Source organism: Mycoplasmoides pneumoniae FH, from assembly GCF_001272835.1.
GTDB classification, from domain to species: Bacteria; Bacillota_I; Bacilli_A; order Mycoplasmatales; family Mycoplasmoidaceae; genus Mycoplasmoides; species Mycoplasmoides pneumoniae.
This window is the reverse complement of sequence record NZ_CP010546.1, coordinates 574,281-596,616: the sequence shown is the minus strand read 5'-3', so window position 1 is coordinate 596,616 and position 22,336 is coordinate 574,281. Positions and strand designations below refer to the sequence as shown.

General features: G+C 42.2%; 21 protein-coding genes. 17 read left to right on the top strand and 4 right to left on the bottom strand.

Annotated features, from left to right (window positions below):
- The 4 genes from F539_RS02790 to F539_RS02775 are packed head-to-tail and all read left to right on the top strand — an operon-like array spanning position 1 to position 2,280.
- The gene (locus tag F539_RS02790) at positions 1-288 is read left to right on the top strand and encodes a PTS sugar transporter subunit IIB (protein WP_014325567.1); all 288 of its coding nucleotides are present in this window, start codon (positions 1-3) and stop codon (positions 286-288) included.
- A 1-nt stretch (position 289) separates the two neighbouring features.
- The gene (locus F539_RS02785) at positions 290-769 is read left to right on the top strand and encodes a PTS sugar transporter subunit IIA (protein ID WP_010874850.1); all 480 of its coding nucleotides are present in this window, start codon (positions 290-292) and stop codon (positions 767-769) included.
- A gap of 1 nt (position 770) precedes the next feature.
- Entirely contained in the window at positions 771-1,427 is a 657-nt protein-coding gene (locus F539_RS02780; protein WP_014325566.1) for a 3-keto-L-gulonate-6-phosphate decarboxylase UlaD, read from the top strand.
- Complete coding sequence (locus F539_RS02775) at positions 1,402-2,280, top strand: L-ribulose-5-phosphate 3-epimerase (protein WP_014575001.1); 879 nt, start codon at positions 1,402-1,404, stop codon at positions 2,278-2,280. Before F539_RS02780 ends, F539_RS02775 begins: the two co-directional genes overlap by 26 nt.
- Positions 2,281-2,418: 138 nt before the next feature.
- On the opposite strand, the gene F539_RS04175 is transcribed toward F539_RS02775, so the two are convergent.
- Complete coding sequence (locus F539_RS04175; RefSeq protein ID WP_014325565.1) at positions 2,419-3,843, bottom strand: MPN491 family membrane nuclease; 1,425 nt, start codon at positions 3,841-3,843, stop codon at positions 2,419-2,421.
- 73 nt (positions 3,844-3,916) lie between these two features.
- Here F539_RS04175 and recA point away from each other — a divergent pair, with 73 nt between their 5' ends.
- Complete coding sequence (gene recA, locus F539_RS02765; protein ID WP_010874846.1) at positions 3,917-4,927, top strand: recombinase RecA; 1,011 nt, start codon at positions 3,917-3,919, stop codon at positions 4,925-4,927.
- A 562-nt stretch (positions 4,928-5,489) separates the two neighbouring features.
- On the top strand, positions 5,490-9,527 hold the full coding sequence (locus F539_RS02760; RefSeq protein WP_225971148.1) for a DUF3713 domain-containing protein: 4,038 nt from the start codon (positions 5,490-5,492) through the stop codon (positions 9,525-9,527).
- Here F539_RS02760 and F539_RS02755 read toward each other — a convergent pair.
- Together F539_RS02755 and F539_RS02750 are read right to left on the bottom strand one after the other, a co-directional pair.
- Entirely contained in the window at positions 9,508-9,930 is a 423-nt protein-coding gene (locus F539_RS02755; protein WP_010874844.1) for an iron-sulfur cluster assembly scaffold protein, read from the bottom strand. The genes F539_RS02760 and F539_RS02755 overlap by 20 nt on opposite strands.
- 2 nt (positions 9,931-9,932) lie before the next feature.
- Positions 9,933-11,159, bottom strand: a complete 1,227-nt coding sequence (locus F539_RS02750) for a cysteine desulfurase (RefSeq protein WP_014325562.1) — start codon at positions 11,157-11,159, stop codon at positions 9,933-9,935.
- 93 nt (positions 11,160-11,252) lie between these two features.
- Between F539_RS02750 and F539_RS02745 the strand changes: the two genes are divergently transcribed.
- The 3 genes from F539_RS02745 (at position 11,253) to F539_RS02735 (ending at position 13,920) form a co-directional block, all read left to right on the top strand.
- Positions 11,253-12,698 (top strand): DUF3713 domain-containing protein, encoded by a 1,446-nt coding sequence (locus tag F539_RS02745; RefSeq protein ID WP_014575000.1) that lies wholly within the window; start codon positions 11,253-11,255, stop codon positions 12,696-12,698.
- Positions 12,699-13,033: 335 nt separating this feature from the next.
- Positions 13,034-13,426, top strand: coding sequence for a DUF16 domain-containing protein (locus F539_RS02740; protein WP_307755017.1), 393 nt, complete (start codon positions 13,034-13,036; stop codon positions 13,424-13,426).
- 197 nt (positions 13,427-13,623) lie between these two features.
- Positions 13,624-13,920: a hypothetical protein gene (locus tag F539_RS02735; protein ID WP_017532763.1), complete on the top strand. Its 297-nt coding sequence runs from the start codon at positions 13,624-13,626 to the stop codon at positions 13,918-13,920.
- 10 nt (positions 13,921-13,930) lie between these two features.
- Here F539_RS02735 and yibD read toward each other — a convergent pair whose 3' ends face one another.
- The gene (yibD, locus tag F539_RS02730) at positions 13,931-14,956 is read right to left on the bottom strand and encodes a diacylglycerol beta-glycosyltransferase (protein ID WP_010874839.1); all 1,026 of its coding nucleotides are present in this window, start codon (positions 14,954-14,956) and stop codon (positions 13,931-13,933) included.
- A gap of 58 nt (positions 14,957-15,014) precedes the next feature.
- Here yibD and F539_RS02725 point away from each other — a divergent pair, with 58 nt between their 5' ends.
- The 8 genes from F539_RS02725 to der are packed head-to-tail and all read left to right on the top strand — an operon-like array spanning position 15,015 to position 22,320.
- A complete protein-coding gene (locus F539_RS02725) occupies positions 15,015-15,236 on the top strand; it encodes a YneF family protein (RefSeq protein WP_014574997.1) in 222 nt (73 codons plus the stop codon).
- Between the two features lie 7 nt (positions 15,237-15,243).
- A complete protein-coding gene (gene yihA, locus F539_RS02720; protein ID WP_010874837.1) occupies positions 15,244-15,825 on the top strand; it encodes a ribosome biogenesis GTP-binding protein YihA/YsxC in 582 nt (193 codons plus the stop codon).
- The gene (gene valS, locus F539_RS02715) at positions 15,809-18,325 is read left to right on the top strand and encodes a valine--tRNA ligase (RefSeq protein WP_014325560.1); all 2,517 of its coding nucleotides are present in this window, start codon (positions 15,809-15,811) and stop codon (positions 18,323-18,325) included. Before yihA ends, valS begins: the two co-directional genes overlap by 17 nt.
- 27 nt (positions 18,326-18,352) lie before the next feature.
- The gene (locus F539_RS02710; protein ID WP_010874835.1) at positions 18,353-18,946 is read left to right on the top strand and encodes an FMN-dependent NADH-azoreductase; all 594 of its coding nucleotides are present in this window, start codon (positions 18,353-18,355) and stop codon (positions 18,944-18,946) included.
- A gap of 3 nt (positions 18,947-18,949) precedes the next feature.
- Positions 18,950-19,657, top strand: coding sequence for a YebC/PmpR family DNA-binding transcriptional regulator (locus F539_RS02705; RefSeq protein ID WP_010874834.1), 708 nt, complete (start codon positions 18,950-18,952; stop codon positions 19,655-19,657).
- Between the two features lie 2 nt (positions 19,658-19,659).
- A complete protein-coding gene (locus F539_RS02700) occupies positions 19,660-20,289 on the top strand; it encodes an MPN477 family protein (RefSeq protein WP_010874833.1) in 630 nt (209 codons plus the stop codon).
- 26 nt (positions 20,290-20,315) lie between these two features.
- Positions 20,316-20,969: a (d)CMP kinase gene (gene cmk / locus F539_RS02695; RefSeq protein WP_010874832.1), complete on the top strand. Its 654-nt coding sequence runs from the start codon at positions 20,316-20,318 to the stop codon at positions 20,967-20,969.
- Between the two features lies 1 nt (position 20,970).
- A complete protein-coding gene (der, locus tag F539_RS02690; protein ID WP_010874831.1) occupies positions 20,971-22,320 on the top strand; it encodes a ribosome biogenesis GTPase Der in 1,350 nt (449 codons plus the stop codon).
- Positions 22,321-22,336: the final 16 nt, after the last annotated feature.

Sequence of the window (22,336 nt, the reverse complement as noted above, 5' to 3'; positions counted from 1 at the left end):
ATGGAAAATAAGAAATTACACATTATTGCTGCTTGTGGTAACGGCATGGGTACGAGCATGCTAATCAAGATTAAGGTTGAAAAGATTATGAAGGAGTTGGGCTACACCGCCAAAGTGGAAGCTTTGTCAATGGGACAAACCAAGGGGATGGAGCACAGCGCTGACATTATTATTTCCTCGATTCACTTAACGAGTGAGTTTAACCCGAATGCTAAGGCCAAGATTGTTGGGGTGTTAAACCTGATGGATGAAAACGAAATTAAGCAAGCGTTAAGTAAGGTGCTTTAAGATGACAAAGCTCGATTTTAAGGCCGTCTTAAAGCAACACCACACCGTGCGGTTGCACCAAACCGCGCAGGACTGAAAACAAGCGATACAGCTCTGCATCCATCCTTTAATTGCTGCCAAGTTAGTCCAACCAGCTTACTTTGATGACATTCTAAAGAGTGTAGCTCAGTACGGTCCGTATTTCATTATTGCGGAAAATGTCGCCATGCCTCATGCCCAGAATAACGGTACGGTACAGCAAAACTGCTTCTCTTTAGTGACCCTAAAGGAACCAGTTTACTTTGACAACGATCCCCGCCCGGTGCGCTTGTTAATTGGATTAGCGGCTACCAGCGCTGCCATTCATACGACAGAAGCTTTACCACAAATTGCGGCCCTAGTAGAAGATACTCAAGTGGTTAAGGACTTGTTGGACTGTTGTGATGAGACCAGCTTGTTTGCTGTGATTGATCGGGTTAACTTACACAAATATTTAACTTAATATGGCTTTACCTTTAATCCAAATTGCGCTTGATAACCTCAGTTTAGCGAGTGCTTTAAATGACCTGGCTAAAGTCGGGGATGCTGTTGATGTTATTGAAGTGGGCACTATCTTACTAACAGCGGAGGGCGTTAATGCTGTTAAAGAAATTGCCAAACGCTATCCCCATAAGTTAATAGTGGCTGATGGCAAGATTGCTGATGCGGGGAAGGTGTTTAGCCAAATGTTCTTTGATGCTGGGGCACACTTTACCACGGTCATTTGTGCAGCGGAATTGCCCACCGTAAAGGATGTGGTAACTGTGGGTAACAGTTACACGCCCATAAAAGAAACCCAGGTGGAAATGACCAGTAACTTCACTTGGGAGCAGGTAACGCAGTGAAAACAAGTGGGAGTTCAGCAGGTAGTGTGACACCGTTCCCGTGATGCCCAAGCAGCGGGAGTCAACTGATCAGATAAGGATTTGCAAGCAGTGAAACGCTTAGCGGATTTGGGCTTTAAGGTCACCGTTACCGGCGGCATTACCCTCAACGACATCCAGTTATTTAAGGATATTCCCATTTATATCTTTATTGCTGGGCGTACCATTAGGGATGCTAGTGATCCACTTCAAACCGTACAACAATTTAAAGATGAGTTTCACAAGTACTGAAAATAAACACCTCCTGGGTGTTTATGAAAAGGCAATTAACAATAAGTTTGCCTGAAAGGACAAAATTGCTATTGCTAAGCAAGCTAGCTTTGACTTTATTGAGTTGAGCATTGATGAATCGGATGCTAGGTTACAACGCTTGGATTGGAGTGATACCGAAATTAACCAACTCCACAATGAGTTACAAGCACAAACCTTTTGTTTAAACTCAATGTGTTTAAGTGCCCACCGGCGCTTTCCTTTGGGTTCCAAGAATAAAACTACTGTCCAACAGGGCTTAACCATTTTTGAAAAGGCCTGTGTGTTAGCACGCAAACTAGGGATTCGTATTATCCAGTTAGCGGCTTATGATGTGTATTATGAGCCACATGACACAGAAACAGAACGCAATTTCATTACTAACATGCGGAAAGTGGCAGAGTTAGCGCAAAAGTACGCTGTTACCATTGCCTTTGAGGTGATGGACACGCCGTTTGCTGGCACGATTGTGCGTTGTTTAAACTTGATTAAGCGGATTGGTAAGGCTAACATTTTGCTCTATCCGGATATTGGTAACCTATCGCAATTTAGTACGGCAGTCTTTGATGAAATCGCATTAGGTCAAGACAAGATAGTGGGCTTTCACTTTAAAGATACTTTACCCAAGCAGTTTAAGGAAGTACCGTTTGGCACAGGTACAGCCCAATTTGAAGCAGCTTTAAAAGCCATTCACCAGTATGTACCAACAGTACCAATTCTAATTGAAATGTGATCGAAAAATGATCCTGCTGAAAGTACCGTGCAAAATGTGGCGCAGTTAAAACAAGCCAAGCAGTTTTACGAACAGCAGTGGGACTTGGCTTTAAAGAGAGTTAAATAGCTTTTGCCTAAAAAGCCGTTTACTTGTATTCTTTAGCAATAAAAAACTCCCGGTTTCCCGAGCGCCCTTATGAATGGCGGAACCCAAAAAGGGTCACACATTTATCCGCCATGTTTATATTTTGCGCTGTTAATTAACTTAAAACAACACTCCTACAGGGGCGTGGTCAGAAATAGTTCTAGGTTTAGTGCCCCAACTAGCTAGATCAAACAGATAACTATTGTGACCCTTAGTTTTTAAGTAACGGTCAAAGTAATTTCAGTAGGGTTCAGCTTGATTCAAGACCTTATTCTTAAAGCTGTTAGAGGTAATAATCTTATCATAAGGGTTGGCATAACCACTCTTTGTACCCAATGAAGATTTTCACGCTTCATTATCTTCAGTTAAAAAGGTGTAATCTTTGCTTTCACCAAAAGCAGCGGCTTGATTACCGAATTTAATGTTAGTGTCAGCCATAAACAGGATGTTTTCGTTGTTAAAGTGCTGCTTAATGGAATCCATTGCCTTGAAGGTAGTTTGCGCTTCAAAGTATTCATGGGCACCTTGACCCTTGCCCATCTTAGCGATTTTTTCACCCCGCTTAGTGTTTGCCCCCGGAGAGTCAAAATGACCAAAAGCCACTACTACTTTGCCCTTTTGGGTACTAAATTCAGCACTGTAAGGGGGACGCGATCAGTCCACTTTGATTCTATCTTTAGTTTCCTTAGTGTCTTTTGTACTTTCCGTGGTAGCTTCTTGTTCGGTTGTTTCCGCTGTGGTTTCAACTAATTCAGTGTCAGTGTTATCTGCTCCTTCTTCAGTAGTCACACCCTCACTATCAGTTTGATCAGTTGCTTGTTCTTGCCCCTTTTGTTGCTTTGATTGTGAGCGTGTTGTTACACGGCGTTGTTCCAGTTTGAGTTCTAAAGTTTCACTTTCACTTTCATTGGTAGTTTTTTGTTTCTTACTACCTTTGGAAGATTTGCTTCTTGAACTTTTCTTTTTAGTAGGCTTCTTTTTACTAGTTTTAGTTTTCTTAGGTGTTCTTGTTTTGGAAGAACTCCCATCACTGACATAGTTACTAATGTCCATTTCGGGATTGTCATAAAACCAACCTTGTCCCTCCATTTTGACACTCTGGCTGTTGTAAACAATTAAGATCCGTTCCTTCTGGCCTTCACTAGCAGTCTTACTGGTAGTTACGGGAGATAGATCATAAGACCAGGAGGTATAAGGATCAGCGTACTCGTTGAGTTGGTCGACAAACCGTTCAGCAGTACTTTCAGTGGATGGTTGAATTTCCGCTAAACCGACAATGTCGTACTTAAGGAGGTTAATAATTTCAGCAATCCCCTTGGTTTTAACCTTACTGTTTTGGTTGCCGAAACTTCTTTCACTACCCAAGAAGTTGAGTGCATTCCAAAAGCCCACATTGACCTGTTTGCGTAGTGAACGTTGTTTAAACGCAACGTCCACGTTACTTTTGGCTTTGTGGTCTAAAAAGTACTTGGTACCAAAGCCCACACCCGTACCAACTGCACCGACTCCGACAGCGCCCAACACCAGCCAAAGTGTTAATTTCATAAAAATTTGCCTTAATTATCTAAAAAAATGGCGTTTTTCCCTTTTTGAATCAATTTAGATGATGTAAACGACAATGGTACAAAAAGAAATGATTAATAAGAAAATTAGCCAAGACAACAGTTTTATTCAAAACAATAACTTGGCAGACTTTGATTTTTTAGATGCAAAGAAAAACAGTGAAATTAAAACTGTCTCAACTGGAAGCCTTCATTTAGATGAAGCGCTCGGCACTGGTGGTTTGCCACTAGGGCGCATTGTAGAACTTTATGGTAACGAGTCCTCGGGTAAAACCACGGTCGCGTTACATGCAGTCGCTAGCTTTCAAAAAGCGGGCAAAGTGGCCTGTTACATTGATGCTGAGGGTGCACTAGATTTAAGTTACGCCAAGGCAATTGGGATTGACTTGGGTAAATTACTAGTAGCCCATCCCAAGCATGGGGAAAACGCCTTTGCCCTAATGGAGTCACTGATTAAGACCAACAAAGTGGCCTTAATTGTGGTGGACTCCGTGGCGGCTTTGATTCCTAAGCAAGAACTGGAGGGCAACATGGATGACCAGACAATAGGACTCCATGCGCGGATGATGTCTAAGGGACTACGCCGTGTGCAGTCACTCTTACCTGAATCTGACACCTGCTTACTGTTTATTAACCAACTCCGGGAAAAACCCGGAGTCATGTTTGGTAATGGGGAAGTAACTACTGGGGGTCGGGCGTTGAAGTTCTACGCTTCGATGCGGATGGAGGCCAAACGCAGTGAACTGCTCAAAGACCGCTTTGGTAACTATGTCGGCATTAAGAGTAAGTTAACCGTGTCCAAGAATAAGGTAGCGCGCCCGTTTGGTGTTGCCTTTTTGGAAATTATGTTTAACCGCGGTATTGTGTATGAACACGAAGTGATTGAGTTAGCGCTTAAACACAATGTGGTGGTGCGCAGTGACAATGCATATTCGTTTAAGAGCCAAAACATTGCGATTGGCAAAGAGAAGCTCTTTAGCGTGTTGGCGGAAAAACCAGAGTTGTTTGAACAAATTAAGCAGCTCACGATTAAGCAAATCCACAGCCCGCCACCCCCAGCGAGCTAGCCAACCCCCACAGCGCCGGTAAATATAAAAATAGTTATTAATAAGGACTATATATAATATATAGACACAAATTAGGAATAACTATCAAAACTAAGAAAGCAGTTTAGATGGCTTATAGCGACTATAAGTAGCATCAAACTGCTTTTTTAGCATTAAGAAAGTCCCCGAAGGGACTCTTTAGAACTTGGGAATTATAAAGACATGTATGAATGATAAGAGGAACGTTTACAAAATATAAAAGTTACGAAAAAATGAAACAGTTGTATCTTGAGGAAAATGAGATAGTATTAACGGTTCCCAAGTCCCGCTTAAATATACCATAGCAATCTAATGCTGGTCTGCCCAATGTTTTAATTGGGCAAAAGAACTCACAAAATTGTAAAAGCGGTTTGAAGTTTTTCACCTTCACCTATTTATATTAGCTGGATAAACAATGGCTAAATTAGTGCCATTCATGAGATAATTAGCAAACTATTATTCTTTAACGGACACACAATTTATGGGTTATAAGTTAAAGCGATGACCTTTAGTTGCGTTTACATTTACCGGAATTGGCCTAGGGGTGGTGCTAGCGGCGTGTTCTGCACTCAATACCTCCAATCTGTTTCCCCGTCAAAACCGCTCCAAGCAGTTGATTGGGTTTACCGAAAACAACATCATTAAACCTGAAGCTGTACTAAAAGCCGCTTTAGCTGAGGACAATGGTACGGAAACCATTTTAAGGGTTAACTTTGGTGAAGCGTTAAAGAGTTGGTACCAAAACAATAAGGATCGCAACATTGCTACCCGTTTAACTATCTTTAGTGAAAACGTGGAGGATGAACATGATAACCTGTTGGACCAAAAACAACAGGCCGAACCGATTAATTGACCAATAGAGCTCCAAAAGGAATACGACCAGTGGGGTGGGAGTGAAAGTTCCTGAAAGGCCTTAAAGTTATACGACCGTTTAATAGCCGACTTCCAATCACTTATCTTTAGCAACATTGTTGCTAATGTGCAGTTGACTGATGGTAGTGATCAGTTTAAACCCACTACCAAAGATAACCTCGACAGTACTAGCAACAAAATCAAGTTTGTTAATTCCAAACCAAATGATCCTAACGGGGAGTTCTTTGCTAACCTCCAGGCTTATCTATTTGCCCAGTGAGTAGTGGAGGAAAACCCCCTCCCCCTCACCCAAGCCTTCTTCGCGTACCAAGCACCCAAGGACGGGCTCGACAGCTTATACGACCAAGCCGCGATTGGTAGTGCCTTACAGTTGGGCTATGCCTTCCCCGCGTTTCGCGAGCCCAATAATGGACAAAGCCAAGGTAAAACCACCTTCGACCCCACCCCCAACAGTGCCCAAAACTTCGGGGATTTCATTAAGGCGGTGTTTCCGGAGCAGAAGAATGGTCAAACCCAACAATCCAATACATCCTCCCGCACCGGGTTGTTTGACTGGCAAACCAAGTGAAACTCCAATGGCGCTGCCAATAAGCTCTTGGTGACCAAGTCCAACCTGCGCGGGGCCTTTAAGGGCGTGGGGTTAGCTACGGCCATTATTGACCAGTACGAGTACCTGGTGGGTGGGAAAAAAACGAGTTCGTTGCCCGAGGTCAAGGTAGATTCGAATAAGTCCAACCAAAATCCGCTGGATAGTTTTTTTATGGAGGGGAAGGATGCGGTGGCGATTAGATCCATAGTTTCGCGTGCGAAAATTGCCATGACCGACCAAACCCCCGGGTTTAAGGTCAACCCGGCGTTTGTCAAGGTGAAGCAGAGTCAGCAGAACGATACCTTTTACCAAAACCAGCGCAAACTGAGCGGCGGGCAAAGTGGGGATAATAACTCCCAGGGTAAACACCACTACCTCCAAGACGCGGTGCGGTTGACGAGTAGTCAAGCAATGGCGGCAGCTTCTACTGGGGCAGATTCTAGTAGTGGTACCAATGTTGGTGGTAGCTCCGGGGGCAACTCTGTTTTAATTCCGCTCCCAAGGAGTGCCGCCCTTACCCACACCCAGCAACAAGTTCAACAAACCACCTCCACACTCCAAACTCCTGTTTACGCCCGTGGTGACGATGGTACATACGCCCTGGCAATTGACGGTGGTGATTATTTTTTGGCGAACAACAAACGCGATTTCACCAAACAAGCCGACATCTTGCTGTACCGCTATTTACAAGCTAAGAGTAATAACTTTAAGGAAAACGGCGTCGAGTTTAGTTTGAACTTACTGGAATCTGGCAGCCTGTTCCAAACGTGAGCACAAACGGGGTTAACCGCGAAGTTGTACGGTGCTTTGGTGGCGATGATGGGTTCGGGTCAGGGGACCCAAGTTAAGGGCAGTGTGCAGGGGAGTAGCCGAGCAGCTTCTGTTAGCGTTCAAACTACCCAGCAAAGCAGACAGCAATCGACTGATACCCAAGAATCGGAAGTGGTTAAGTTAGCCAAGTCCCTGCTGAAATCAAGTGCGGATTTGGCCAAACCCTTCACTGATAACCCCACCTTTAAAAAGGCCTTAACCGACATCCAATCCGAGTACAAGGATTATTTGGCTGCTGCGGAGAAGTTAAGTGAGTTTAAGAAAGATTTGGGGGAGGTGAGTGGCTTACAGCAAGCTATTATTGACCGCGCTGATAAGTACATTCAACTAGAAAAACAAGCCCAAAAGAGTGCGATTGGCTTGGGCCAACCGCTCCCTTACCAACGCGCTAGTGATGGTAGTTACCCCGCTTTAGAGAAGTTCTTTATTCCGGAAGATAGTGCAGCAGATGGAAAAGTAAAAGCATCTGAATCAGGATCTGCCGCTTTAGTAACACTAAAGACAACAGATAGTCAAAAAAGCACAAACACCGTTAAACAACCGGACATCAAACCGACTCGGGAAAACAACGACAAAAAGTTAAAGCAGTTAACTAGTGATGTAGAAACTAAAGCATCTAGTTTAATCACCAAATGAGGTGCAACACCCCAAATTGGTAGTCAGTTCTCCGAAATTGTTTCGCTCAAGAGTAAGGACAATAAGCCCCAGACCAACATGATCTTGGCCTTATTGTCTGATGTTGGGATTAAGTGAACCAAGATTCTCAATTCCTTTAAGGAGTGGTTCTTTACTAATACCAACGACTTTAAGAACAATTACGATTCTGAAAAGAAAGAACTTAAAGGCAATGAGTACAAGGACTTTAACGACCTCGTTAAACAAACCTTGTACTTACGTTCCTGACAACGACTCACTTCCAAGGAAAAGTTTGGTTATTACAAGGAGTTGGGTAGTGTAAAAGCACAAGCAGCTCAATCAGGAATGGTTTCACTTTCAAGTAGCGCAGCAGTTGCAAATGCTGTAGCTTCAAGTGGCATGCAAAAATCTGGTGATCAAACCCTCTTGGAACTCGGTAAAAAAGCGTTTGAAAGTGAACTGGAAGCATCTAGTAGTGATGGGCAGTACAAGTACCTGCGCTTCTTGTCCACCTTAATGTGACTAGTTAAGGATGGGGCGAAGAACTATAAGCGCTTGCTCCAACAAGCGATTACCGTGGGTACCCGTGCCTTTGTGTCGTGAACGGTGAGCTATGATGATACGGCTACGGCATCAGCAGCCGCAGCAAAAGCGCAAGTAGCAGTATTAAAGACAGCTCAGGCAACAAATACTCAAAGCGACAACCCCTTCAATAAGTTTGTCCAAAACCCCGATTATGTCCAGGGTTCGGAAACCAACTGATTTAACGATAAGAGTACGCCAATTAAACCCGATTCGTTACTGGAAAGCGAAAGCACTTACAACTTTACCGCGGAACCGTTTGATGATAAGACGAAAAGTCAAAAGAGGTCTACTGGTGGTACCACTAACGAAAAACACTTCTTTGGCTTTAACGGTTTAACGATTAACTCGCCCCAAAGTGTGTCGACTGCTAGTGCCGGACTCACGGAACAAATCTTTAACAACTTTGGTCAGTTAGTAACAAGTAGTGACAAATCCGGGGCCTTGAGCCAGTACAAGGATAAAGCAACCCTGAAACGCTTAATCCAAAACACTAATTCCGATGCCGAGCTCAATGCCTTTGGTGAAGTGTTGCACCGTGCAGTTAATGTCGATACCAGTAACTTAGGACGTTTTAACTCCAGTGGGGAACCGTTGATTAGCTTTGACAACAAGAAGAAGTTCTTGGTTGATGTAGTGGACAAACTGGATGATGGTTACTTTAACAAGTTCGAAGGTTATGTTGGCCAAACCAAGGTGAAGATGTCTGATTCAAGTAGTAGTTCCCAAGGTAACGAAGACTATAAGAAAGCCAAAGCCGTACCACTCACCAAGGACTCGAGTGTCAAGACTTTGAGCTATGTCATTCAGATTACCAACGAGGACGTTAACAAAATTTCTGCTAGTTGAAAAACTGATAAGAACAGTGCTTTAGGCCTCAAAAAGGAAATCTTTATGGCTTTACTAGTAGAACAAGCCTTGGACGCTGGTACGCAAGAGTTAGCCTTTTTAGACTTAGTGCGCGCTAACCAGGTGCAAAACAAACGTAGTCACCAGCAAATCCTGGTGGGTGACAAACGCTTGTATGATGCGTTAGGGCAAACGCTAGCGCTTAGTGCGAAAAATCTTTAAGCCACTGTAGCAAATTCTGTGGTGTTAGGAGTAAGCAGTTTAAACGCTTCTGGTCAATCTGAAAGTCCCACAACAGTTGTAAAGCTTGGGGTAGTGGCGTGCTTAAGCTACCAGTTTGTACAGCTTCCATAAACTGTTCTAACAAGACAATGGCTTCTTTGATTGTTTTGCCTTCCAACGCACTTAAAGTCAGTTCACTAGCAATTGTCGAAATAATACAACCCTCCCCGTTAAAACCAAGTGCTGTTAGTTGGTTGTTTTGAAACTGTAAGCCTAAGTTAAAGAAGTCCTCACAGTTATCATCAGCCTTAGTGGTTAAACAATGGGCAAACTGAGTTAAGTCCTGTTTGTGTTGTAAGTTGCTGTAAATGGCAATAATTTGCTCCCTTATTTTGCGATCCATAGTTACTTAATTACGTTTTTAATAATTGTCTTGGTATCAGTTGCTAGGAGTTTAGCTAAATACTGCAACTCCTTCACTGTGTTATAGTGCATTAACGAAACTCTCACAAAGTAATCCTTATTGCGGTAACGTCCCACACAAATGGAGCCCTGGCGTACCATGATCTTATTGATGTTTAGGAAAGTGGCTAGATCAATGGTAGCCAATTGGCGGTGTTTAAAGGAAAAAATCGGGACATCCTGGTCGTGGTTGGCCAGCACAATTTGCGGATTACTGTTTAACAGTTCGTAAGCTTGTTGTTTAAGTTGGTGACCATAAGCCATCATTTGGGCAAAATTAAACTTTTGTTTAAAGAAGCGCAACAGCTTGTTTAAGGCATAGATGGCCATAATGTTGGGGGTACCGGCTTCAAACTTTAGGGGTGTACTTTTAAAGTGAATTGTATTGTCCGGGTCAATCTGGGTAAAGATATCACCCCCGAGTTTGAGGGGTTGTAATTGGGGTTGTAAGCTTTTTTTAATGTAAGCTACCCCCAGTCCAGTGGGACCGTAAAACTTATGAGTAGAAAAGGCTAGGAAGTCGATCTGGGTTTTGGCAATGTCAATTTGCTTGTGCTGCACCGTTTGCACTGCATCCACGGCTACAAAAGCTTTAGGATTGACTTGTTTGAGGTAATCGGCAATTTGAGCAAAGTCAATTGAATTGCCAAACAAATTGGAAGTAGCGGTAATGGCTACTACTTTAGTTTTCGGGTTAATCAATGACTTAAAAGTGTCTTCTAAGGATTGGTTAGCTTGCTTTTCGACCCATACTAGTCTGGCCTTTGTTTGTTTAGCTAGTGCCACTCAGGGCAAAACGTTAGCCGAGTGTTCATCACCCTTTAAGACAATTTCATCACCGGGTTTAATCCAGGGCTTTAAGCCATGGGCAAACAAATTAATGGACTCCGTGGCTGAACTTGTAAAGATAATTTCAGGTGCAGTGACATTAAACCAGTCCGCTACTAGTTGACGGGTTTCAGCAATAATGGCAATAATCTGGTTGTTGAGATCAGGGGTTTTATTGTGGGGGTTGACACTAAAAAGCTCATAGTATTCCTTGCAAGCTTGACTAACGGTGTCTAGCGCAATTGAGGTAGCAGCGTTGTCAAAGTTAACCCATTGGGGGTTGTTTTTAAACCACTTAAATTGTTTGCGAAATTGGTACGGATTAAACTTAGTTTTGGTCATTTAAACAAGTCTTTTTAAGGAAATAATCAATGGTAAAAGTACGCTTTGACAGCGTTGCTATAATTTACTTAATTATAAAGTGGCTTACAGCTTTTGCTCTATCTGTTTCCCCTCACCCAAGCGTTCTTCGCGTACCAAGCACCCAAGGACGGGCTCGACAGCTTATACGACCAAGCCGCGATTGGTAGTGCCTTACAGTTGGTCTATGCCTTCCCCGCGTTTCGCGAGCCCAATAATGGACAAAGCCAAGGTAAAACCACCTTCGACCCCACCCCCAACAGTGCCCAAAACTTCGGGGATTTCATTAAGGCGGTGTTTCCGGAGCAGAAGAATGGTCAAACCCAACAATCCAATACATCCTCCCGCACCGGGTTGTTTGACTGGCAAACCAAGTGAAACAGCAATGGCGCTGCCAATAAGCTCTTGGTGACCAAGTCCAACCTGCGCGGGGCCTTTAAGGGCGTGGGGTTAGCTACGGCCATTATTGACCAGTACGAGTACCTGGTGGGTGGGAGTAAGACGAGTTCGTTGCCCGAGGTCAAGGTAGATTCGAATAAGTCCAACCAAAATCCGCTGGATAGTTTTTTTATGGAGGGGAAGGATGCCGTGGCGATTAGATCCATAGTTTCGCGTGCGAAAATTGCCATGACCGACCAAACCCCCGGGTTTAAGGTCGACCCGGCGTTTGTCAAGGTGAAGCAGAATAATCAAACCGATGCGTTTTACACAACCCAGCGCAAACTGAGCGGCGGGCAAACTAATGGGGGTAGTAATAATTCCAATGATAAACACCACTACCTCCAAGACGCGGTGCGGTTGACGAGTAGTCAAGCAATGGCGGCAGCTTCCACTGGGGCAGATTCTAGTAGTGGTACCAATGTTGGTGGTAGCTCCGGGGGCAACTCTGTTTTAATTCCGCTCCCAAGGAGTGCCGCCCTTACCCACACCCAGCAACAAGTTCAACAAACCACCTCCACACTCCAAACCCCTGTTTACGCCCGTGGTGACGATGGTACATACGCCCTGGCAATTGACGGTGGTGATTATTTTTTGGCGAACAACAAACGCGATTTCACCAAACAAGCCGACATCTTGCTGTACCGCTATTTACAAGCTAAGAGTAATAACTTTAAGGAAAACGGCGTCGAGTTTAGTTTGAACTTACTGGAATCTGGCAGCCTGTTCCAAACGTGAGCACAAACGGGGTTAACCGCGAAGTTGTACGGTGCTTTGGTGGCGATGATGGGTTCGGGTCAGGGGACCCAAGTTAAGGGCAGTGTGCAGGGGAGTAGCCGAGCAGCTTCTGTTAGCGTTCAAACTACCCAGCAAAGCAGACAGCAATCGACTGATACCCAAGAATCGGAAGTGGTTAAGTTAGCCAAAGCGCTGTTGAAATCAAGTGCGGATTTGGCCAAACCCTTCACTGATAACCCCACCTTTAAAAAGGCCTTAACCGACATCCAATCCGAGTACAAGGATTATTTGGCTGCTGCGGGGAAGTTAAGTGAGTTTAAGAAAGATTTGGGGGAGGTGAGTTAAATAAATTTGGCGTTTCAATTTGATTTACGCAATTGATTAATTAGTAGGGCGGCAAAAGCGCTTTTTTAGTTTGAAAAGGCCTTGTTACCTGAATTTCATTCAATTAATTTCATGAATAGATTTTTTGACTCTTCAAAAATTTCAGAAATTCTACTTGTTACTTCCAAATCAACTACTCAATTTATTTAGTGAAATGATCGTTATGAAGTATTTCAAGAAAATTACTGGATCAACCAAGCAGTTGATATCCTCTGGCAACATTGTTGCACGTTGTAGTTTTTTAAATCTTGTAAAGAAAGGAGGATTTGATCATTAAACGTGAAATTTCAATTACTTTGTTTAAAAGAAATTTGAAAAAAGATAAGATTAAAACATCAAAAGCCTGAATCGAAGATCTACCTGATGGCAGCTATGACATGGGCTTTTATGGCAATTTAAACCATATGGAAAAACGAAAAAGTGGTTACGTTACCCAAAAGCAGTTTAATGATTTCAAAAATTCCAACAATCAGCGGCTGATAAAAATTGAGAACACTTTGGTTTCTCAAGGTGAACAAATTAGTCAGCTAATCAAAGTTTCAATTCTTCAGGGTGAACAAATAAATAAGCTCACTGAAACTGTTGAAAAGCAGGGCGAACAAATTCAAACCCAAGGGGAAACGCTTAAGTTAATTCTTGAAACTCTTCAAGTAATTAACAAACGTTTGGATCGTTTGGAGTCTAAGTAGATTCAACCCAAAATAAAAGTACCAGCAGTTGATTTTTATATGTCAGTTGTTGGTATTTTTATTTATCTAAAAAATATTCAAAAAAATTTTTGGTAATTTTGTTGTCACATATAAAGTCTCAGTTCAATTTATTTAGTGGAGGAGCAAAATGCAAATCTTTTATTTTTTTAATTGATAAGCAAAACGTCTGATCCCTGTTGGCAACCGAGTTGCAAGTGGTAGCTATTTTTTCAATCTCCAAAAAACAAATATTAATTATGAAAAATAAAAAAATTATCAAACTACCTTTTATTGATCACGCAATGAATTCACTCAATCAAAGTGAGCTAATTTCATTTGTAGCTTTTAACGAAGCCAATGAAGATAATAAACGCACACTTTACATAAAGATTCACGCTAATCAAAAGGAAATGGTTGTACAAGCCCAAGATGGAAAACAAACTCTAGAAAGAGAACAACTTTTTAAAAAGCTACTCGAAGCTTTAGCTTGTTAGAACACAAAACTTATAGATGTGGTTGTGCTTGCACTAACTTCTTAAAGTGTTTTAAGCGGTTAACTCACAATAAGTAAATACCGTGGTGCTTATTAGTAAATACCCTGTCGTAGATGCCGTTGGCTTCCATGAAGTCAAACAGTTTTTGCAACACACTTTTGGTCTGTTCAAATTCCGCTTTCATCCATGAAACATTAATAAAACTAAACCAAATGAAGGCTTGACGCCGTCAAAAACGACTTTCAATCTTATTGTTAGGGTCAATAAAATCAGCTAGCTTACCCACCTTCTTTAAGTGGAAATACAACCGTTCGTAAGCCTCAATAAAGGAGAGTAATTTAATGCTGTTTTTCTGGGTGGAAGCACTGTTCGGTCGCAAGTAATAGTTAACCCCATTTACATCAATTCACAGCACTTTTTGGGCTTTAAACATAATCGGAAACCACACCGCAATGTCTTCAATAAAGCGGTTAACAAACTGCAAATCCAATGCTTTGAAAAAGGCGGTGTTGATGACAATGTTCCAAATGTACTGGTCGTTATTCTGGATATAGTGCAAATGATTTACGGTGTTATCAGGATTGAGTTTTACCTTGCCCTGAAAGATGTTTTTGAGCGGAATGTGTTTAATTAAAAAGTCATTCTTCAACATTTGGAGGTAAACAATACTGTTTAACACTGCAATATCAAAGTTTTCTCCTTGAATTGTTTCCACTATTGCCTTAAAACAGTTGGGATCACTAAATTCATCATCAGGATCAACAAAGTAAAAGTAGGGTGTGTCTACATAATTTATTAGTTGATCACGTGAACCGCCTACACCGACATTTTTCTCACCACAATGTACTTCAATCGCTAGTTGTGGATGTGCTTGTTGAAATTGTTTTAGGATCTCGTATGTTGGATCTGGCTTGTTATCATTAAAGAAGATTACTTTAACACCGTTCCAGTCTTGCTTTAAAAGTGATTTGAAAAAGCGATCGAGAAAGGGCTGGGATTGGTAACAAGGAACCAGAATGCTAATTAGCTTGTTCATTAATTACGCTATTCTGATTTTATAAGATTCTAGAGAGGATTAAGATTAAGATATAGATATGAATGATCTTGCGCTTGCCTTAGGTTTGGGAATTCCCCTTTCCCTGTTAGTCGGTGTCATTATTGGCTATTTTATTTCTATCAAAATCTTTAAAAAACAGATTCGTGATAACCCACCAATCACCGAAAACCAAATTAAGGCGATGTATGCCAAAATGGGTCGTAAGCTTTCTGAAACACAAGTCAAGGAAATTATGCGCTCCATTAAAAACCAGAAGTAATTAATAAATGGAGGCACGTTTTTTAAAAAGTGCAAGTGACTTAGAGAGTTGTCCCCAAGACAGTGTTAAGGAAGTCTGTTTTATGGGGCGGAGTAATGTCGGCAAATCAAGCCTCATTAATGCCTTTTTTCAAAAAAAGCTAGCTAAAACTTCCGCGACGCCGGGACGTACACAACTGTTAAACTTCTTTGAATACAACCGTAAACGCTTTGTCGATTTACCAGGTTATGGCTTTGCTAAACTGAGTAAAGTGCAAAAGGAAGCAATTACTAATTTATTAACGCAGTTCCTCAATTTTCGCCAAAACTTAACTGGTGTGGTACTAGTGATTGACAGCGGTGTAGTGACCGTTCAGGACCAGGAAGTGGTCAAAACCATTCTCCAAACGGGGTTAAATTTTTTGGTGATAGCCAATAAGTTTGATAAGCTCAACCAAAGCGAGCGCTTTCATACCCAGAATAAACTGGCACACTTTTTAAAAGTCAATCCTAATAAGTGTTTATTTGTTAGTGCCAAAACCGGGTATAACCTCCAAGTAATGCACAAACAAATCTTTGAGTTATTTAAAGCAGATGGACAAGCAATTTAGTTTTCAAGGTCAATACGACTTCAAAACAGTGAGCACTGGTCTTTATGATAGTTGAAGCAGTGCTAGTTTTTTTAAACCACAAAAAAACAAGGTACCCTTCACTGCCATTCTCCCCCCACCAAACTTAACGGGTACGCTGCACATTGGTCATGCCTTTGAAGTGAGTATCACTGACCAAATTATGCGCTTTAAGCGACTGCGGGGTTATGGCGTGAACTGGATTCCCGGATTTGACCATGCGGGGATTGCTACGCAAACCAAATACGAAAAGTTAGCACGGGAAACTAATCCCGAGTACTTCCAAGCGCCGCGTAAACAAAAGGTCAAAATGATTATGGATTGGGCCTTAACACAAGGGGACACCATTCAAAGTCAGCTCAAAAGTTTAGGGGCATCCTTAAACTGAAACCAGGTTAACTTTACCCTGTCCAAAAAAGCGAGTCAAATTGTCAACGATAGTTTCATCCAGTTGTTTGAACAGGGCTTTATCTACCAAGCTGAAACCTTGGTTAACTGGGACACCAAGCTAAACACTGCCATCTCGAACATTGAAGTCATTAATAAACCAGTTGACCAACAGCTGTATTACATTGCTTATAAGTTAGCTAATAATCCCAAAAAACGTTTAGTGGTGGCAACTACTAGACCAGAAACGATCTTTGTTGATGTGTGTTTGTTTGTCCATCCCAAAGACAAGCACTACCACAGCTTTGTCAAACAAAAGGTAGTTAATCCGCTCACTGGTGCGTTAATGCCAGTGTTCACCGATAGTTATGTCGACAAGAAGTTTGGCACCGGTGTGTTGAAGTGCACCCCCGCCCATGACTTTAACGACTTTGCCTTAAACGAAAAGTACCGTTTACCGTTTGTAAGTTGCATTGACCACAATGGTTTGTTAAATGAGCACGCTAAGCAATTTACTGGTTTAACCGTAAGTGCAGCACGTCAGCAGGTAGTCGAGTTTTTACAAACGCAAAAACTACTAGTGAAAACTATGCCACTAACCAGTAACGTTGGTTTTTCCGAGCGCAGTGACACGGTCGTAGAACCGTTATTATCCAAGCAGTGGTTTGTCGATTTACCGAAACTCAAAAAAGCACTCGCCATTAAGAAATACCCCGAGTTAATTCCCAAGCGTTTTAACAAACAGGTAACAAGGTGGTTGAGTCAGCTCAAACCGTGGTGCATATCGCGCCAATTAATTTGGGGTCACCCTATTCCGGTGTGAACACATAAACAAAGTGGTGCGTTGCATGTGGGCAGTACTGCACCAACTGATAAGCAAAACTACACCCAGTCCACCGATGTACTCGATACCTGATTTTCCTCATCACTGTGACCGTTAATTTGTTTAGACTGACACAAAAACAAGCACTTTGTGCCAACTGATCTTTTGGTAACCGGGTATGACATCCTCTTCTTTTGGGTCTTACGGATGACCTTTAACTCGTACTTTCAAACCAAGCAGTTACCTTTTAAACAAGTGTTAATTCACGGTCTAGTCCGCGATGCCCAAAACCGCAAAATGTCCAAGTCCCTAAACAACGGGATTAACCCAATGGACTTAATCCGTGATTATGGGGCCGATGCCACGCGCTTATTCTTAACTTCCAATCACACTCCGGGTGATGATTTAATCTTCAACGAACAGAAGTTAAAGAGTGCCGCTAACTTCTTGAACAAGTTGTGGAATGTGACCAAGTACGTGTTGCAGTTAGGAGAACAAGCCAAAACTGTACCAAGTACTCACTTACCCTCTACATTGAGTGAGCGCTGGATCTGGGCTAAATTGAAACAACTCATTGTCCAAACCACCAAGTTATTAGACAAGTACCAGTTAGCTTTGGCCAACCAAGCGTTAGTCAACTTTATTTGAAATGATTTTTGCAATACCTTCATTGAAACGATTAAGCAAGAGGACACGGCACTTTTACCCCAGCTGTACACAACTGCTAAAACTGTTTTAAGTACGGCGGTCGTTATGCTAAGTACCGTTACTCCCTTCTTGGCGGAACGGATCTACCAACAGTTTCACAGTGGCAGTGTCATGCAAGCAAGTTGGCCAACTGCCAAAGCAGTTAAACCACCGAAACTGTTTGCTGATGTTGTTGAAGCCGTGTCCAGCTTGCGCCACTACAAGGCCAACAACCAACTAGTAGCTAACCAGAATTTAACCGTTGTTTTAAGTGGTAAAGCTGCTCCTGTAGTGCAAAACTACTTCCACTTTAACTGGGTCGATCTTAGGATAGAAGTTAACAAAACTCCAGGCTTCCAAATCAAAATCGTTGACAATGCAGCCAACAACTTAGCCCACTTAGAAAAACAACGGAGCTTTTATTTAGCGGAAGTCCAACGTAGTCAAGCGATTAACACTAACCCTGCCTTTCTAAAAAAAGCACCACCGCACAAAGTTAAGGCGGAGCTTTTAAAGTTAGAGGAATATCAAAAAAAATTAGCGGAAGTCAATCATTTAATCGCTAAATTAACTAAAGCTGAGTAGAATTTAAACAATAACAATTAGTTCAGTATGAAGAAGGTAATTATTATTGATGCTTCTGTATCACCTAGTGGTTCTTACACCCATTTATTGTTAGAACGCTTTTTAGCTACCTTTCAAGCTAAAAACAAGGACGTAGAGCTCTCCACTTGGAACCTCAACGAACTACCAGTGGGACAAATTTCCTATAACACCCAAAACGCTGGAACTTTCTTTTCTGTAGAAAACTCCGATAAGTACATTGATGCGCTCAAAGCAGCGCACGGTGTTATTATCTTGGCGCCAATGACCAACTTTAACTACCCCGCAACGTTAAAGAACTTTATTGACCATGTCTTTGTGGCAAACAAAACCTTTAAGGATAAGTATGTCACTAAGGGCGCATCATCAGGAATGTTGGGTAACCTCAAGGTAGTCGTTTTGGGTTCCCAAGGCGCACCGTTAGGTTGATACCCATGGGGCGATCATGTCAACAGTCTACGCGGTCTGTTTGGTTTTGCTGGAGTCGCTAGTTTTGCTAGTGTAATCATTGATGGTACCAAGCTACTTTACAAGGACAAAAGTAAGAGTGAAGTAGTGGACATGTTCGCTAAACAAGTGGACGCAATTGCTAATGAGTTTTAATTCATGCCGCGGAAGCATTTAATTGCCAGTCAAACAAACAAAAAACAACAATCCAACGCGAAGCAACTACAAAAGTTAGCGAAGCGGATCGCTGCTGCTGTCAAAAAAGGTGGCAGTAACATTGATGCCAACCCCCAGCTAAAGGTGGCAGTCGAACTAGCGTTAGCTCATGGTTTAAGTGCGGATTCAATTAAACGCAACATCCATGGCAGTGAAAAGGATCCCACAAAACTAAGCGAGTTTTGCTATGAGATCTTTGGTCCCAATGGTGTTGGCATCATTGTCTTTGGTCTAACCGATAATCCGAACCGGTTGTTGAGTAGTTTAAACGGTTACATTGCTAAATTAAAGGCACAGCTAGCCAAGCCCAACAGTGTTAAAATTAACTTTGAGGAAAAGGGCATTGCGCTAGTTAAACACAATAACTTTACCCAAGACGAGTTAATTGAACTGTTAATTAGTAACAACATTAATTTGTTAGATCTCAATGAAGATGATGACAGCTTTGAAGTAGTGGTCGATTCACCGAGTTACTTTGCGTTGAAGGATTTACTCGTTAAAAACAGTTTTACGATTGAAGCGAGTGAGTTGCGCTTAATTCCGCTGTTAACGGTGGAACTTAACGCCGAACAACACACCCTCTTAAACCGCTTTTTAAATGCGTGTGAAGAGGATGATGACATCCAAACAGTAGTGCATAATGCACTGTAGCAATGGGACGCTTAGAGAAGTTTCGCTTTTACCGCCAGAACGATGACAATAATACGACTGTTCAAAAAGCGTTACTGAAAGCGCAAAAACAGGTCGCTAGTTGAAAAGTAGAACTAGACGAATTGAGCCCGAAAATTCTGTCGCACTACCAGCCTTTTAGTGAATTGAGTGCTAATCCGGTGAAACGCAAAAGTGAACCCAATCAGGTCTTACAATCACTGCAAACTCTCATTAACAACTTCCAAACATCGGATTTTCAAGCCATCGCCACCCAAGCTGATGCCTTGTGGTTACAAATTAAACACCACGATAGCGCGACTGGTTATGAAAGTTGGATTACTGATGACCGGGGGATGGATAAAATAGATAACCTAAAGCGCTTTTTTGAGGACAACGAACAACAGTTTATTCAGCAAACGCAAACTTTCGTAGTGCAATTGGGGAACTATAATAAGGCACTAATGGCACTCACTAACGAAAAAGTGAGCTTTACCACCACTGATTTAAGCCAGCCCTTAGCGAGCAGTTACAACCCGTTATTTAAGCGGATTTTGCTCAGTTTATTAGTATTCTTTATTAGTAGTTTAGTGGGTTTGGTTGTTTTACTAACCCTCTTATTCACTTCCCTTTAATTGCTTACACCCATTAAGTTAAATTTATGTATTTTCAAATTGCCATTGACGGTCCTAGTAGTTCTGGTAAATCTAGTGTTGCTAAAACAGTGGCCCGACAGCTCGGTTTTGAGTACTTTTCCACTGGCAAAATGTACCGGGCCTTCGCTTACGTGATGCAGGTCAACCGCTTGGATGTCAACCTTTTGTTAAAGGTGATTAACCAAATTAACTGGCGCTTTGAACACGAAAAGGTGTTTTATAACAACGCTGATATCTCAGAGGTTATCCTAAACCAGGAAATTGCCCAACTAGCGAGCAATTTAGCAACCAATCCCGAAGTGCGTAAGATGGCGGTATTGCGCCAACAAGCGTTAGCTAAAAACACCAACATTGTGATGGATGGACGCGACATTGGTACCGTTGTATTGAAGGACGCGCAGTTAAAGTACTTCTTGGATGCTAAACCGGAAATAAGAGCGCAACGACGCGCCCAAGATCTTGGCATAGCATATGACAGTGACAAGGCCTTTCAGGAACTAGTAGCGGAAATTAAGCACCGTGATGCGGTGGATACTTCCAGAACTGCTGATCCCTTAGTGCAAGCCCCCGATGCGATTTACATCGACAGTTCTAACCTTACTTTTCAGCAAGTAGTCGAGTTAATGGTGCAACAAGCGCGTACAGTTTTTAAACTTTAAGGTGTTTACTGTTGCCATTATCGGCCGACCTAACGTTGGCAAATCGAGTTTGTTCAATCGCTTAATCCAAAAACCCTACGCGATTATTTCCGATACGCCCAATACCACAAGGGACCGCATTTATGGTGTTGGTGAATGGTTAACGCGGCAAATTGCCTTTATTGATACTGGGGGATTAATTTCCCAAAAGACCCCGCTCCAACAACAAATTGAAGTCCAAGTTCGAGCAGCCTTAAGTCAAGCTAATGCGATTATCTTCTTGGTGTCTTACCAAGAACAGATTAGCAGTGATGACTTTTATGTAGCTAAGGTATTGAAAAAGATTAAGGACAAACCGATTTTGTTGGTCGTCAATAAATCAGAAAACCTCAAACCAGATGCTTATGAACCCAACCTACAACAGTTCTACAGCTTTGGGTTTGGCCAACCCGTTTGTGTGAGTGCTAGCCATGGCATTGGCATTGGTAACCTAATGGATCGACTAGTTAAGGACAACCAACTCCCCCCTTACCATGGTAGTAGTGAAACCAATCCCGAAGTGCGCTTTTGTGTAATTGGTAAACCCAATGTTGGCAAGAGTTCTTTAATTAACCAACTGGTGCAGCAAAACCGGGTGTTAGTGTCCGATGAGAGTGGTACTACCCGTGATGCAATTGATATTCCCTTAAGGGTTAATGGGCAAAACTACCTTTTAATTGATACGGCTGGGATTCGCCGTAAGGGGAAAATAGCCCCCGGAATTGAAGCGGCCTCGTATGGGAAAACCCAGTTAGCAATCGCTAGGAGCAACATTATTCTGTTAATGGTTGATGGTTCCAAACCGTTGAGTGAACAGGACGAGATTATCGGTGGATTAGCCCAAGCCGCTTTAATTCCGGTGATTATTCTGGTCAACAAATGAGACTTAGTACAGAAGGACAGCAACACGATGGCTAAGTTTAAAAAGCAGTTACAAAGTCAGTTTCAACACCTCAGCTTTGCTCCCATTGTTTTTATTAGTGTCAAAAACAACAAGCGCTTACATACCATCTTTGAACAGCTCCAAATTATCCAGGAACAGCTCACCAAAAAGATTTCAACTTCCCTGTTAAACGATGTCATCCAACAAGCACAACTGTTTAACCAAGCACCCCTGTTTAAGGGTGGGAGGTTACAGGTAACTTATGCGGTGCAAACTCACAGTCAAACACCGCACTTTGTACTGTTCTGTAATGACCCTAAGTTTGTCCACTTTTCCTATGCGCGCTTTTTAGAGAACAAGATTAGGGAAAGCTTTGGTTTTAGTGCTGTACCTATTACTCTTTATTTCAAGTCCAAAAATGCACGGATAAGAGGTGTCGCAAAAACCTAAGATAATATACTTAACT